The organism is Halothiobacillus diazotrophicus (genome assembly GCF_001663815.1).
GTDB lineage: Bacteria > Pseudomonadota > Gammaproteobacteria > Halothiobacillales > Halothiobacillaceae > Halothiobacillus > Halothiobacillus diazotrophicus.
In genome coordinates, this window is record NZ_CP016027.1 from 2,420,549 (window position 1) to 2,434,531 (window position 13,983).

Consider the following 13,983-nt stretch of genomic DNA (forward strand, 5'->3'; position numbering starts at 1 on the left):
CGATCAACTCGGAACAGATTCCGACTCCGGAATGATCGGATCGGAATGAATCAGACGTCCCATCTCGGGGGATCAGCGACCTGCCGGATGATGGCCGGCGATCTTGCGGTATTGGCCCGGCGTCATGCCTTCGATTTCCCGGAATGCCTCGTAGAAATTCGATTGCGAACTGAACCCGACGCTCAGCCCGATCGACAGCACCGAAGCCGTCGGCTCGGTCAGAAGGAGGGATTTCGCGGCCGCAACGCGTTGCTCGCGCAGATAGCGGGAAAATCCCTTGCCCAGACGGGTGTTCATCAATTCCGAAAGCTGGTGGGCCGTCAGACCCAGCTGTTGCGCCAGGGTGCCGAGGCTGAGACTGCTGTCCGTGTACAGCTGTTCGGTGTCCATGAGATCGCGAAGTCCCTGGAGGGACCGGTCGCAATCGACCTGTGTGAGTGTCGTCTTGGCATAAACGGCCTGGCTGACTTCACTGACCGCCTCGGGCAACTCAGGCCGGAGGCCGAGTGCGAGCTGCACAAGGAGAAAGGCCAGTCCGATCGCGATGGCATACAGATCGAAGAACAGCTTGCCTGGCAGCAGGGTCGGCTTGAGCCCGAGCAGCGAAACCACGAGCGCAATGAGGAACACGGCGCCCAGCAGCATCAGTTCGAGTCGGAACCGGGACCGCGCCTGACGCAGACCGTAGAGTCGGAATCCCAGCCAAAGCAGATAACCGGCCCCAATCAGAAAAGCCAGGGGCAGAGCCAGTGTGCTAGGTAGCCAGGGCGCCAGCGCGATGGGCACGAGATGCCCGAGGAGCAGCGGTTGGCTCGTTGCAGGCGGCTGCGGGCGAAGTATCGTCTGGCTGAACAGGAAAAAGGCCGGCGCCACGGTGAAGAGGAGTATCTGGTAGAGGCCGCTCGTCACCCAGGGCTGATCGAACTGCAGCCACAAAAAATTCATGACCTGCAATCCGCCCAGCGCGAAGAGCAGTAGCCAGCCCATGGCGATCGGCAGCCCATGATTCGGGTAGTGGCTCCGCCGGAAATGCGTGATGGCCAGAGCCAGCGCACTGAACAGCGAATATCCGCAGAGCAGTGCCGCCAGAGCGGTGAGGGTGGTTGCCATTTCTATCCCCGAACGAGCCGAGCAAGACCTCAGGGTACGTGTTCCCGGCATGCATTGGATGTAAGGGCAGCGATCTTGTCCTGGAACGGGATCTCCTGCGGTGGTGAGCCGGATTTTGTGGGGAATTGGCTGAAGGTGCAACTTCCAGGGGGGGTGTGAGCCTGGGGCGGATCAGGTTGAGATGCCGATACGCATTTCCCTAGGAAGTCATTTCCCTGGGAAGTCTTGGAGAGCGTCGTTGTGGCGATGCATCTCGTCCCAATCCGCACACAAAACTCGCCGAAATTCGCTGGAGCCCGTATTCTTCCGGTGTCGTCGCCTTCCGGGGCGGTGCTGTGTTGGAGGAATTATGGTTATAGCTCGTTCGAACGGTCGCGCGGTTTCGTTGATGATTTGCGCGCTTCTTCTGGTTGTCGGCACGCGTGCCCAGGCCGACGAGTCGCTGGCCGACAAGGCGGCCGGGGTGGCCGAAAAGGTCGGCGGGGCCATCGAGAAAGGCGCCAAGGCTGCCGCCCATGGCATCGATCATGGCGCGCGCGCTGCGGCGCACGGGGTGGAGCATGGCGTCAAGGCGGCGGCACATGGCGTCGAACGCGGTGCGGAGGCCACGGCCGATGCCGCCCACAAGGTCGCGGACAAGGTGGGTGGGGCGTCCGAGTCCTCCGCGCCGCCGCCCGAGTCGCATCCGGATCACTAGAATCCGTGTTTTGAACAGGTTGCTCGCGGTCGTCTCCGAGTCGAGTCAGCCGTGGGTGGATGGCATGTTGGCTTGCCCGATCGTTCTGATCGATGACCGGAAGTGATCGGACCTCGTTCTGGCCCGATACTGGTCCTGATACTGACCTTGCGCATGGAGGTGCTCCTTGTTCCCGATTCCCGAAGCCACACGTATCGCGGTGCAGATTGCGTTGGTGTCCCTGGCGTCCTATTGGGCCGGGTTCCACTTCACCCATCTCTTCCATGAAGCCTCAGCCAGTATCGGCGGGCTCTGGTCCATGATTTCCGGAATAGTCGTGCTGCAGGCGACGCGGCGCGAAACCTGGTCGTCGGCGTCTCTTCGGGTGCTGGGTACCTTCATCGGCGCCGTCATCAGCGCGCTCTATCTCGGTGTGCTGCCGTTCAGCCCCTGGGGCATGGCATTGTCGATTCTGGCCACCGTGATCCTCTGCCAGCTGTTTCGCATTCCCGATCATGCCCGCCTGGCCGCCATCACCGTGGCGGTGATCATGGTGATCTCCAGTCTGCATCCGGATCTCAATCCCCTGCAGAATTCGGCGTTGCGATTCAGCGAGTCGTTCCTGGGTACCGCGATGGCGGTGCTGGCGATTCTATTCTGGCCATCGGGCGGACTGCCTGCGCGGCCCGCCGAGCCGGCCTCCGGGGAGTAGGCTGGCCTGTCCGCATCCGGGCTGCCTCGAGACCATTTCTGTGCGGCCGGGCCCCTTCGACCGCACTGATCACCGTTCAATGACGCAATTTTCCGACACAGAGGATTTTGGATATGGCTGATCTCATCCGATTCGCGATGATGAATTTCACCCTGACGCTGCTGATTTTCGGGTTGATCGCCTCGGCAATGGCATTGTTGCGCGCGCCGCGTCCCTGGACGCCGGCGGTGGTCATTGAGGCCCTGTTCGCGTACTTCCTGCTGTTCTCGATTGCGATTTCCAACTTCTACAATTTCGGGGCGCACGTGTTTTTCGGCGATGTGGCGGCGCGCATGATCGGCTGGGCGCAGAGCCCCTTTCAGGCTGAGGTCGGTTATGCCAGTCTGGGGTTCGCGGTGGTCGGGCTGCTGGCCTTTTTCCGTCGAACCGAGTTGCGCATTGCGGCGATCGTGGGCCCGGCCTGCTTTCTCTGGGGTGCGGCCGTCGGACACGTGCTGGATATCCTCAGAACGCACAACATGGCGCCGGGCAACGCCGGAGTCATCCTGTATACGGACGTGCTGATCCCTTTGCTGGGTTTTCTCCTGCTGTGGTTGCAGCATCGTCATGGGGCCAGGGCCGTGACCGTAACGAACGGCGGATGACTTTCGAATGGCGCCCCTGAGGGGCGACGCTAACCGAGCGAATCGGTGGAGGGCGCGGGATCATGAGCAATCACGGATCGTTCTCGGGTAATCCGAAAACGGAATGGCTGGTCGATGAGTCCGCTAAGAACCGTGAGGAGATGAATGCGGTAATCGAGCGGCATCAGTGGTTGGGCGGGGCGATAATGTCATCCGGGGGGCGAGGTCATGATTATCCAGGAGCGCATCACCGCGCAGATGACAGGCGATTTCGTCGTGTTCCTGATCGGGATGCGGATCAATCGACTGTGGAAGATTCACCGCTGGCTGCCCGTCGTGCAGGCCATGCCGAAGATGTTGCGTGAACTGTACCAGCGGCCCGACAGCGGTCTGCTGGGTCATGAGATGTGGTTTGGCCGGACGACGATCATGGTGCAGTACTGGCGTTCGACCGAACAGCTGGTGACCTATGCGAAGGACCGGGCGTCGAGCCACCTGCCGGCCTGGCGTGCCTTCAACCAGGCCGTCGGCACGAATGGCGACGTGGGTATCTGGCATGAGACCTACCGGATTTCCCCGGGCAGTTACGAAAACATCTACGTGAACATGCCGCCGTTCGGTCTGGGGCGGATTGGCAAACGCGTCTCCGCGGCTGGGCGCATGACCTCGGCCGCGGGACGATTCGCCGCCGATGCGCGGGAAGAGGATGTGTCCTGAATCGCGGTTGCGACTGATCTGAGCGCGCGCGGCGGCGCCTGTCTTGGGTTTGGGCGGCTTGATGCGACCCGAGCGCCTGTCTCGGCAAGCGTATCCGGGCCGGCTTCCAAGTAGCAATCTGTCCGTGACCGGTATAAGCAGTCTGAATTGCGCAGGTGCTCAACTTGGTGCAGTGTGGGTCGATACAAGCTTGGATGCCGATATCGCCGGAAAAACAATCGGGCATCGGATTCGATGCCAGCCGGACAAGGGTTTATCCGGCAATGACGGGCGGTTCTCGTCGCCAACCTCCGTCGGAGCCGAAGAGGAGTAAGGGTTGGATATGTCCAGACGGTGTGCGTTGCCGACCAGTCGCTGGGTCCTGGGGCTGGTCTTCGTTTTGTTTCTCGCACCCGTGGCTCTGGCCAGCCCGCCTCCTGAGGTCTTTACCTTTGGTGTTGCGCCGCAACAATCGCCGAGCAAATTGGCTGGGTTGTGGGGGCCCTTGCTCAGGGAAATCAGTCACGAGACGGGCGTTGTCCTGCAGTTCAAGACGGCCGCGAGCGTGGAGATTTTCGAGAAGCGACTATTGAATGGCGACTACGACATCGCCTACATGAATCCGTACCACTATCTCGAAGTCCACAGGAAGCTGGGTTATCAGCCTGTCGTACGGGCTCGGGATCGGATGCTTACAGGCATCGTGGTCACGCGCCGGGATGCGCCCTACCGGAAGCTGGCCGATCTGTCCGGTCAAGTGTTGGCCTTCCCCGCACCAACCGCTTTTGCGGCGACGATTCTGATTCAGGCCGAGCTCGCCCGTCAGCATGTTGCGATCACGCCCAAATACGTTTCCTCGCACGATTCCGTCTATCTGGATGTCGCACAGGGGCTGTTCCCCGCCGGAGGGGGAATCATGCGGACATTCAATGCCCTGGATCCGCATGTGCGGGATGATCTGAGGGTGATCTACGAAACCCGGGGCTATACCCCGCATGCCATCGCGGCATCGCCGCGGGTGCCGGCCGACGTCGTTGCCAAGCTCCAGGCGGCTTTCGAGGCGCTCGGCAAGAATCCCCAGGGCCGGGATTTGCTGGCGCCCCTGCGGATTGAGGGTTGGGTGGCGGCGAAGGATTCTGACTGGAACGATGTGCGTGATCTCTGCAAAACGCTCATCATCAAGCCGGTGGATCCGTGAAGATGTTTCCAAAGATCCGCGCATTTGTGCTCAATAATCGGTAAAGGAACGTTGCTGTCTTGTCATTTCGACTGAAAACCATTCTGGGTATCGGCCTGATTGAGGCTCTGCTGCTTGCGGCCCTGATCTATACGGTTTTGGGCTATCTGCACAGTTCGAACGAGCGCCAGCTGGTGCACCGTGCCGAATCCGAGGCCACGCTCGTGGCGACCATGGCCAAGAATCCCGTCCTCAGCAGCGATCTGGCAGCGTTGCAGTCGCTGACCCAGGAAGTCTTGGTGAATCACGATATCGTATTCGTGCGCATTCTTGATGCCCGGGGAGCGGTGTTGGCGCAACTGGGCGGTCTGGACGCGTTGTCTCGCCCCTTTCATCCTGACCGGCGGGTGGCCGATGTGCAGGATGACATTTTCGATGTGGCGGAGCCCATCGAGGTCGACGACATTGCCTATGGGCGGGTCGAGTTGGGCGTGAATGTGCAGAGTCTGCTCGATTCCGAGGCGGAGGCACTCCATGTCAGCCTGCTGATTGCGGCTGTCGGCATGGTGCTGGTGCTGCTGTTTTCCCTGGTGCTCGGGCTTTATCTGACCCGACAACTCACGGCACTGAAACTGGGTGCCCGGGCGATCGCCAAGGGCAAGCTCGGCTACCAGATCCCCGTGCAGGGACGGGACGAATTGACGGATACGGCGCATGCCTTCAACCGGATGTCTAAGGATCTGGCCGAGGCATCCGGCCGTCGTGAAGCGGTCTTGAGGACGGCGCTCGATTGCATCATGACGGCGGACGGACGGGGGGTGATCACGGAGTTCAATCCGGCCGCCGAAATCGTGTTCGGTTACCCCCGGGAACAGGTCGTGAACCGGGTCTCTCTGGACGCGTTATTCCCGCCGCGTCTGGGTCGACTGTTCCAGCGCATCGTGCGTCATTATCAGCGGACGGGGCGATTCCGGTTTGCGCGCCGCCGGTTCGAACTGGAAGGGCGCCGATCTAATGGCGAAGTATTCCCGGCCGAAGTCGCCATCACGTTGACCCGATTGGGCGGTGATGCCTTGTTCACCGTCTATCTGCGGGACATCACCGAACGGCGAGCGGTCGAGGACACGGTCCGCACGCTCTCTCGTGCCGTCGAGCAAAGCCCCGTTTCCGTCGTGCTCACGGATCTCGAAGGCAATATCGAGTTCGTGAATGCGAAGCTGCTGGCCGTGTCGGGCTATGACGCCGAGGAGGTCATCGGCCGCAATCCGCGGATGTTCCAGTCCGGGCAGACGGATCTTGCGGTCTACCAGGAGCTGTGGGGGCGTCTGCTCGCTGGTGAGGAATGGACGGGCGAACTCGTCAATCGCAAGAAAAACGGCGAGCTGTATTGGGAGCAGGCGTCGATCTCCGCCGTGCGTGATGCGAATGGGCGTCCGGCCCACTATCTGGCCGTCAAGGAGGACATCAGCGAGCGCAAGCGGATCGAGGCGGCCCTGCAGCGGAGCGAGGCGCAGTTCCGCCGCTTTTTCGAACAAAACTCGTCCGTCATGCTGCTGGTCGAGCCCGATTTCGGGACGATCGTGGCGGCGAACGAACAGGCGGCCAAATACTATGGCTATCCGCTGGTCTATCTCACCGGCCTGAGTGTCAGCAATCTGACCGCCTCCAGTCCGGATCAGCCCAACGAACTGCGCGGCCAGCTGATCAACGAGCACGAGTCGCCGCTGTTGGCCCGGCATCGGCTGTCGAGTGGCGAGGTGCGTGATGTCGAAATCCGCTCAACGCCGTTTGTCAGCGAAGGCCGGTCACTGCTGTTTTCCATCGTGCATGACGTGACGGAACGGATACAGGCAGAGCGGGCACTGATGGAGGCCGAGAGCCGGCTTCGGATCTTCATTGAACGATTCCCGGGCGGCGTGCTGGTGGAAAGTGCCGAGCGTCGTGTAGTGCTGGCCAATCAGGGGTTCTGCGACCTGTTCACCCTGAGCAAGTCGCCGGTCGATCTCTTGGGTGGCAGTTGCCGGATCTGTATGCGTCAGGTCGGTGCGCATGCTGCGTTGCCCGGTCAGTTCCAGAAACAGACCGAGACCTTGGTCGAAGGCGGTCAGCCGCAGCTGGCGCAGGAAATCCAGTTGCGCGATGGGCGGGTCGTTTCACGCGACTATGTCCCGATTCGTCGGGATGACGAGTTGATGGGGCATATCTGGCTTTTCCGGGACATTACCCAGCAGAAACGGGCCGAGGAAAAGTTGCAGCAGGCGGCGAACGTGTTCACGCATGCGCGTGAAGGCATCATGATCACCGATCTGAATGGCAATATCCTCGAGGTGAACGAGACCTTTACCCGCATCACGGGGTATTCCCGCGCGGAGGCGTTGGGCAAGAACCATCGCTTCCTCAGTTCCGGTCGACAGGAACCCGAATTCTTCGCGGCGTTGCGGCGCGAACTGATCGATAAGGGATACTGGCATGGCGAGGTGTGGAACCGTCGAAAGAACGGCGAAGTCTATGTAGCGGTGTTGACCGTCAGTACGGTCTGCGATGCCGACGGTGTGCCGCGTCAGTACGTGGCGCTGTTCTCCGACGTGACGGCCCAGAAGGAGCGCCATCAGAAGCAACTGGAGCACATTGCACATTACGATGCGTTGACGGGACTGATCAATCGTTCCCTGCTGACCGATCGACTCCAGCAGGCCATGGTTCAGACGCAGATCCAGGGTTCGGCCATTGCGGTGATCATGATCGATCTGGACGATTTCAAGCAGATCAACGAAACCGAAGGGCACGCCGCGGGCGACCATGTTCTCCTCACCATCGCGGACCGGCTGAAACGGCATTTGGGCGAAGGAGACTCGCTTGCCCGGTTGGGGGGTGACGAGTTTGTCGCCGTGCTGACGCATTTGCCCGATATGGAGGCGCGCGCGGCGCTACTGGGCGATCTGCTGTCGGAAGTCGCTGCCCCGATCCTGGATGGCGAACGGTCGTTCCAGGTTTCCGCCAGTCTGGGCGTAACGTTCTATCCTCAGCCGGAGAATGTGGATGCGGAGCAGCTGCTGCGCCAGTCCGATCAGGCCATGTATCAGGCCAAGCTCTCGGGCAAGAATCGCTATTACCTGTTCGATCCCGACGAGGATCGCAACATTCGCGGTCATTTCGAAACCCTGGAGCGGATACGTCTGGGGATCGCGCAAAACGAATTCGAGCTCTTCTACCAGCCCAAGGTGAACATGCGCACCGGACAGATCGTCGGCATGGAGGCGCTCATCCGCTGGCGGCATCCGGAGCATGGTCTGCTCGCCCCCTCGTCGTTCCTGCCGATCATCGAAGATTCGCCCCTGGAGATCGACATGGGTGATTGGGTGCTCGATGCCGCATTGGCCCAGATGGCCGCTTGGCAAAAATCGGGATATACGTTCACGGTCAGTATTAACGTCGGCGGACGGCAACTGCTGCAACCGGATTTCGTGAGCTCGTTGCAGGCCACCTTGGCAAACTATCCGGAAATCCGGCCCAACCTGCTCGAACTCGAGATCCTGGAAAGCAGTGCGCTCGAGGATGCCGTGCAAGTCTCGCACGTCATAAACCAGTGCCGGACCTTCGGCGTCGAATTCGCCCTCGACGATTTCGGGACGGGGTATTCGTCGCTGGCCTATCTCAAGTATCTCTCCGCGACGACGCTCAAGATCGATCAAAGCTTTATCCGTAACATGCTCCAGGACCCGAACGATCTGGCGATCGTGGAGGGCGTGCTTGGCTTGGCGACGGCATTCCGCCGGACCGTGATCGCCGAGGGCGTCGAAACCGTCGCCCACGGACAGATGCTGCTTCGACTCGGTTGCGAACTGGGCCAGGGATATGGCATTGCCCGCCCGATGCCGGGGCGCGAGGTCGATGGCTGGATCGCCGGCTGGCGGGCCGATCCCCTATGGCTGGAACTGGAGCCGGTACCGCGATCCGACCTGCCCCTGCTGTTCGCCATCGTCGACCACAATGCCTGGGTGCACGCCATCGAGCGGCATCTTCGCGGCGAGGTCGACGAACCGCTCATGCTGGGCGAGCACGAATGTCGGTTTGGACAGTGGTTGCACGGGGCTGGGCTGAGTCGTTATGGATCAAACCCGTCTTTTGCGGCGATCGATTCCTTGCATCATCGCATTCACGAGCAGGCGAGCGAGCTGGTGCATGTGCTTTCCCGGCAGGACGATGCATCGGCGCAGGCAGGATTGGCCGAACTGCAGCGACTGAGCAGGGAACTGCTTGCCCGGCTGGACGAACTGTTGCGGACCCGCGCGGACTGAGTCGATCTCCCGCTGCCTCGCGCCACGCGAAACGAATGGTGAAATAACCCGATTCCGCTCGCCGATTTTTTGCCGGATAATCGCCCGATAATGGGTGGGGTTTTTCCCTTTTGCCCGCGATTTCAGGTGTCCCATGTCCGATCTCGATTCCGACCAACCCCTCGTCTATCGCCATGGCCGGGGTAGCGACGCGGCCCATCGCCGCGATGCCGCGCTCTATGCCCGCCTGCTGGAGGACCACGCCGCGTTGAAACGCGAGAGCGAGCCGTTGCCGAATGGGATTCGTGCCTGGACGACCAGCGAGAACCCCGAACTGGTGCGGGTGCTGCAGGCGCATGTGACGGGCATGGAGGAACGCTTCGCCCAAGGACGGGCGATCCGTTCCTGGGATCCGCTGTTCAGCGCCCTGTTCGAGTATCGCGATGCCCTGACCGTGACGTATCGGAATCTGCCCGACGGCGTGGAAACGGTCATGACCGCCGATGATCCCAAACTCGTGGAACTGATCCAGTGCAACGACGTGACCCTGCATCAGTTCGTGCGGCACGGTGCGGAGGCATCGAAACATCGCAGCCCCGTGCCGGATTGGGTGCTGGCGGCCTATGGCGAGGCGCCGCCGGGCGACTAGGCCGCGCGACGGCGGTCCGTGCCGGTGGCCGTCGGTATCAGTCCGGGGTGGATGTCGTGCCGGACGCATCCCGAGATGCATTCCGGGAGTCGTTCATGGCGGCGCAGCCGTATTCCCGATACATCCGTTGCTGCTCGGTTTCGATCCAGGCCTTGATTTCGGCGTTGAGTGCGTCGGCGCGCTTGCCCGTGCTCTCGATCGGCGGGCCGAACACGACGTGGATGGTGCCGGGGCGCTTGAGGAACTGGCCCTTGCGCCACAGGCAGCCGCTGTCGACGGCGACCGGGTAGACGGGCACCTTGGCCTGCACGGCCAGCATCGCGGCACCGATCTTGTAGTCCGGTTCGGCGTCCGGCGGCAGGCGGGTGCCTTCGGGGAAGATGATGACATCCCGCCCTTCCGCCAGGGCGTCCTTGCCCTGCTTGAGAATCTGTTTCAGGGCCTGCGTGCCCGCCTTGCGGTCGATGGCGATCGGCCGGATGGCCTTCAGGCCCGCGCCGAAAATCGGCACCCAGAGCAGTTCCTTTTTCAGCACGAAAGAGGCCAGATACAGTTCCGTGGGCAGGAACATGGTCTCCCAGGTCGACTGGTGCTTCGAGACGATCAGCCGGCCGGGCGGCGGACCGCCGGGCTCGGGCAGGCGATCGAATCCTTCGACTTCCCATCGGATGCCGAGGATGTGCCGGGTCAGCCACAGTACGCTGCGGCCGTAACCGAAGAGGATCACGTACCGGCGCTTGAAGGGAATCAGATTGCCGACCAGCAGGATCGGGACGAACGACGTCAGCGAGAGGATCGACAGGATCTGGAAGAGGGTCGAGCGCAGCGCGACCATCAGGGTGTCGAACAGGCGATACAGGGGTCCGGTCCGTTTCATCCCCGTCCTCGTCACCCGTTGAGCTGCGCCAGGTCGGCGATGCCGAGGAACAGCGCGCCGATGCGCTGTAGCAGCACCAGACGGTTGCGTTGCAGTGCCGGGTCGTCCGCCATCACCATGACGCCGTCGAAGAAGGCGTCCACGGGATCGCGCAGGGCGGCCAGGGCCGTGAGCGCGCCGTCGTAGTCGCTCTTCGCCATGATCGCGCCGATCTGCGGCGTGATCTCCGTGAGCATGTCGAACAGGGTGCGTTCCGCGGGTTCGACCAGCAGGGCCGCGTCGATGGCGCCGTCGGGCATCTGATCCTGCTTTTTCAGGATGTTCTGGATGCGCTTGTTGGCGGCGGCCAGCGCCTCGGCTTCCGGCAGGGTCAGGAAGTGGTTGACGGCGATCATCCGCTGTTCGAAGTCCAGCGGACGGGTGCAGCCCACGGCCGCCACGGCGGCAAACACGTCCGCACGGATGCCGCGGTCCAGGCTGTAGCGATGCTGGCGCTCGGTGATGAATTCGAAGACCGACAGAACATGCTCGGGTGCTTCGGGAATCGCCGGAACCAGTCCCTTGGCGGCCTCTTCCAGCAGGGCCTTGAGATCCAGGTCCAGGTTCTGCTCGACCAGGATGCGCAAGACGCCGAGGGCGGCGCGGCGCAGGGCGAAGGGATCCTTCGCGCCCGTCGGCGCCTGGCCGATGGCGAAGATGCCGACCAGCGTATCGAGCCGGTCCGCCAGAGCCACGGCCTGGGCCACGTCGCCGGCCGGCAGGGCGTCGCCCGCCCGACGCGGCAGGTAGTAGTCGTCCAGCGCCTGGGCCACGGGCGCCGGTTCGCCGTCATGGGCTGCGAGATAACGGCCCATGATGCCCTGAAGTTCCGGGAATTCGCCGACCATCTGGCTTTGCAGGTCGCACTTGCACAGGCGGGCGGCGCGGCGTGCCAGGGCCTTGTCGGCGCCGATCCGTTCGGCGATGTGGGCGGCGAGCTGCTCGACGCGCAGGGTCTTGTCGAACAAGGTGCCCATCCGCTGTTGGAATACCACGGTCTTGAGCGCGTCGAGATGGGATTCGAGCCGGTGTTTGCGATCCTCGTTCCAGAAAAACAGGGCATCGGAGAAGCGCGGGCGGATCACCCGCTCGTTGCCTGCCCGCACGGCGGCAGGGTCGCGGCTGTCGATGTTGGCGATGGTGATGAACCAGGGCAGCAGGCGGTTCTGGTCATCGACCAGCGGGAAGTACTTCTGGTTGTCCTGCATGGTGGAGATCAGGGCTTCGTGTGGGACTTCCAGGAACGATTCCTCGAAGCGCCCGGCGACGGCCACCGGCCATTCGACGAGCGCGGTGACCTCATCGAGCAGATCCGGATCGATGCGCGCCCGGCCGCCGAGGTCGGCAGCGGTGGTTTCGATCTGCCGCTGGATGCGTGCGCGTCGTTCGTCGAAATCGGCCAGCACATGGCCCTTGTTCTCCAGAATCGCGGCGTAATGCGCCGGTTGATCGATCACCAGGGCGGCGGGGTGGTGGAAGCGGTGGCCGTAGGTTTCCCGGCCAGTCTTCAGACCCATGATTTCGATGTCGACCACCGCCGGGCCGTGCAGGGCCACGACCCAGTGCACGGGGCGGATGAACTCGGCCGTCCCCGAGCCCCAGCGCATCCGCTTGGGCGTGGGCAGTTTCGCGAGCGCCCGCTCGATCGCGGCGGGAATGATCTCGGCGGCCGGGCGGCCGGGCTGGGTGTGCCGGTACACGAGCCAGCTGCCCTTGTCGGTGTCGAGCCGGGCAAGATCGCCGACCTCGACGCCGCAGGACTTGGCGAAGCCGAGCAGCGCCTTGGTGGGGTTGCCGTCGGCGTCGAAGGCGGAGGCGACGGCCGGTCCGCGCCGTTCGACATCCTGGGCCGGTGTCGACTGGCCCAGATCGGTGACCAGTACCGCCATGCGGCGGGGCGCGGCATAGGCGTGATGACCGCCGAAGGGCAGTCCGGCCTCGGTGAACCCGGCCAGCAGTTCCTCGGTCAGTGCGGCGCTGAGTCGGCCCAGGGCCTTCGGCGGCAGTTCCTCGGTACCGAGTTCAAATAAAAAATCTGCAGATTCGCTCATCGAAAATTCCGTGGAGTCTGTCGGGTGAAATGGGTTCAGGCTATGTCCGTGGTCGCGGCATTGCGGACGAGCATGGGGAAGCCCAGCTGTTCGCGGCTGGCGTAGTATTTTTCGGCCACGCCCCGGGCGAGCGTGCGTACCCGCAGGATGAAGCGCTGGCGCTCGGTCACGGAAATGGCGCGCCGCGCGTCGAGCAGGTTGAAGGCATGCGAGGCCTTGAGTACCTGCTCGTAGGCGGGCAGGGGCAGGCCCAGCTCGACCAGCCGCAGCGATTCCTTCTCCGCCTGGTCGAACAGGCCGAACAGGAAGGCGGTGTCCGCCTGCTCGAAGTTGTAGGTCGACTGCTCGACCTCATTCTGATGGTAGACGTCGCCATAGGTGATGATGCCCGCCTCGCTGCGCGACCAGACGAGGTCGTAGACGCTCTGCACGCCCTGCATGTACATGGCCAGGCGCTCCAGTCCGTAGGTGATTTCGCCGGACACCGGGCGGCAGTCCAGTCCACCGACCTGCTGGAAATAGGTGAACTGGGTGACTTCCATGCCGTTGAGCCAGACCTCCCAGCCCAGGCCCCAGGCGCCGAGGGTCGGGGATTCCCAGTTGTCCTCCACGAAGCGGATGTCGTGGGTGAGCGGGTCGAAGCCGAGCAGGGCCAGGGAATCGAGATACAGCTGCTGGATATTGTCCGGCGACGGCTTCAGCAGCACCTGGAACTGGTAATAGTGCTGCAGGCGGTTCGGGTTTTCGCCGTAGCGACCGTCGGTGGGGCGGCGTGACGGCTGCACGTAGGCTGCGCGCCAGGGCTCCGGTCCGATGGACCGCAGGAAGGTGGCGGGATGGAAGGTGCCTGCGCCGACTTCCAGATCGAGCGGCTGGAGCAGGGCGCATCCCTGCTCGGCCCAGAATTGGGAAAGTGCCAGGATTAGTCCCTGGAAGGTCGTCAGATCGTGGTTGGCTGGCATGACACACTCATCGGCTGGAAAGCAAATAGCGGCAAGTATACTGCAGCGATCGTCCGCCCGTCAGTGCCCGGGATGATCGGAATCGGCGCGATCCGCTGCGGTTTGCTGGCGCTGTGCCGTTCAGCCGTGTTAAT

Annotated in this window: 11 protein-coding genes; 7 read left to right on the top strand and 4 right to left on the bottom strand. The window is 62.6% G+C overall.

The genetic code is table 11. The features are described 5' to 3' along the window. Positions 1–72: 72 nt before the first annotated feature. A complete protein-coding gene (locus tag A9404_RS10775; protein ID WP_066101380.1) occupies positions 73–1,110 on the bottom strand; it encodes an AraC family transcriptional regulator in 1,038 nt (345 codons plus the stop codon). Positions 1,111–1,498: 388 nt separating this feature from the next. Between A9404_RS10775 and A9404_RS10780 the strand changes: the two genes are divergently transcribed. From A9404_RS10780 to A9404_RS10810, 7 genes are all read left to right on the top strand, one after another. Next, a complete protein-coding gene (locus A9404_RS10780; RefSeq protein ID WP_066101383.1) occupies positions 1,499–1,807 on the top strand; it encodes a hypothetical protein in 309 nt (102 codons plus the stop codon). 166 nt (positions 1,808–1,973) lie between these two features. Beyond that, complete coding sequence (locus tag A9404_RS10785; protein ID WP_231880903.1) at positions 1,974–2,498, top strand: FUSC family protein; 525 nt, start codon at positions 1,974–1,976, stop codon at positions 2,496–2,498. Positions 2,499–2,611: 113 nt separating this feature from the next. Then, complete coding sequence (locus A9404_RS10790; RefSeq protein WP_066101386.1) at positions 2,612–3,142, top strand: DUF6790 family protein; 531 nt, start codon at positions 2,612–2,614, stop codon at positions 3,140–3,142. A gap of 207 nt (positions 3,143–3,349) precedes the next feature. Then, positions 3,350–3,838, top strand: coding sequence for a DUF4188 domain-containing protein (locus tag A9404_RS10795; protein ID WP_066101390.1), 489 nt, complete (start codon positions 3,350–3,352; stop codon positions 3,836–3,838). Positions 3,839–4,160: 322 nt separating this feature from the next. Then, positions 4,161–5,015 (top strand): phosphate/phosphite/phosphonate ABC transporter substrate-binding protein, encoded by an 855-nt coding sequence (locus A9404_RS10800; protein WP_066101392.1) that lies wholly within the window; start codon positions 4,161–4,163, stop codon positions 5,013–5,015. A gap of 59 nt (positions 5,016–5,074) precedes the next feature. Continuing rightward, the gene (locus A9404_RS13215) at positions 5,075–9,292 is read left to right on the top strand and encodes a PAS domain S-box protein (RefSeq protein ID WP_082922917.1); all 4,218 of its coding nucleotides are present in this window, start codon (positions 5,075–5,077) and stop codon (positions 9,290–9,292) included. Between the two features lie 133 nt (positions 9,293–9,425). Further along, positions 9,426–9,920, top strand: a complete 495-nt coding sequence (locus A9404_RS10810; RefSeq protein WP_066101394.1) for a hypothetical protein — start codon at positions 9,426–9,428, stop codon at positions 9,918–9,920. A gap of 37 nt (positions 9,921–9,957) precedes the next feature. On the opposite strand, the gene A9404_RS10815 is transcribed toward A9404_RS10810, so the two are convergent. Genes A9404_RS10815 through glyQ form a run of 3 tightly spaced genes read right to left on the bottom strand, consistent with a single transcriptional unit; the run spans position 9,958 to position 13,849 of the window. Then, positions 9,958–10,797, bottom strand: coding sequence for a lysophospholipid acyltransferase family protein (locus tag A9404_RS10815; RefSeq protein ID WP_066101397.1), 840 nt, complete (start codon positions 10,795–10,797; stop codon positions 9,958–9,960). A gap of 11 nt (positions 10,798–10,808) precedes the next feature. Then, on the bottom strand, positions 10,809–12,887 hold the full coding sequence (gene glyS / locus A9404_RS10820) for a glycine--tRNA ligase subunit beta (protein WP_066101400.1): 2,079 nt from the start codon (positions 12,885–12,887) through the stop codon (positions 10,809–10,811). 35 nt (positions 12,888–12,922) lie between these two features. Next, positions 12,923–13,849, bottom strand: a complete 927-nt coding sequence (gene glyQ / locus A9404_RS10825) for a glycine--tRNA ligase subunit alpha (RefSeq protein WP_066101404.1) — start codon at positions 13,847–13,849, stop codon at positions 12,923–12,925. Positions 13,850–13,983 lie beyond the last annotated feature (134 nt).

Excerpts from the sequence above, each read along its gene's own strand:
- A9404_RS10775 (WP_066101380.1), bottom strand. The coding sequence starts at position 1,110 with ATGGCAACCACCCTCACCGCTCTGGCGGCACTGCTCTGCGGATATTCG.
- A9404_RS10780 (WP_066101383.1), top strand. The coding sequence starts at position 1,499 with ATGATTTGCGCGCTTCTTCTGGTTGTCGGCACGCGTGCCCAGGCCGAC.
- A9404_RS10790 (WP_066101386.1), top strand. The coding sequence starts at position 2,612 with ATGGCTGATCTCATCCGATTCGCGATGATGAATTTCACCCTGACGCTG.
- A9404_RS10795 (WP_066101390.1), top strand. The coding sequence starts at position 3,350 with ATGATTATCCAGGAGCGCATCACCGCGCAGATGACAGGCGATTTCGTC.
- A9404_RS10800 (WP_066101392.1), top strand. The coding sequence starts at position 4,161 with ATGTCCAGACGGTGTGCGTTGCCGACCAGTCGCTGGGTCCTGGGGCTG.
- A9404_RS10810 (WP_066101394.1), top strand. The coding sequence starts at position 9,426 with ATGTCCGATCTCGATTCCGACCAACCCCTCGTCTATCGCCATGGCCGG.
- A9404_RS10815 (WP_066101397.1), bottom strand. The coding sequence starts at position 10,797 with ATGAAACGGACCGGACCCCTGTATCGCCTGTTCGACACCCTGATGGTC.
- glyS (WP_066101400.1), bottom strand. The coding sequence starts at position 12,887 with ATGAGCGAATCTGCAGATTTTTTATTTGAACTCGGTACCGAGGAACTG.
- glyQ (WP_066101404.1), bottom strand. The coding sequence starts at position 13,849 with ATGCCAGCCAACCACGATCTGACGACCTTCCAGGGACTAATCCTGGCA.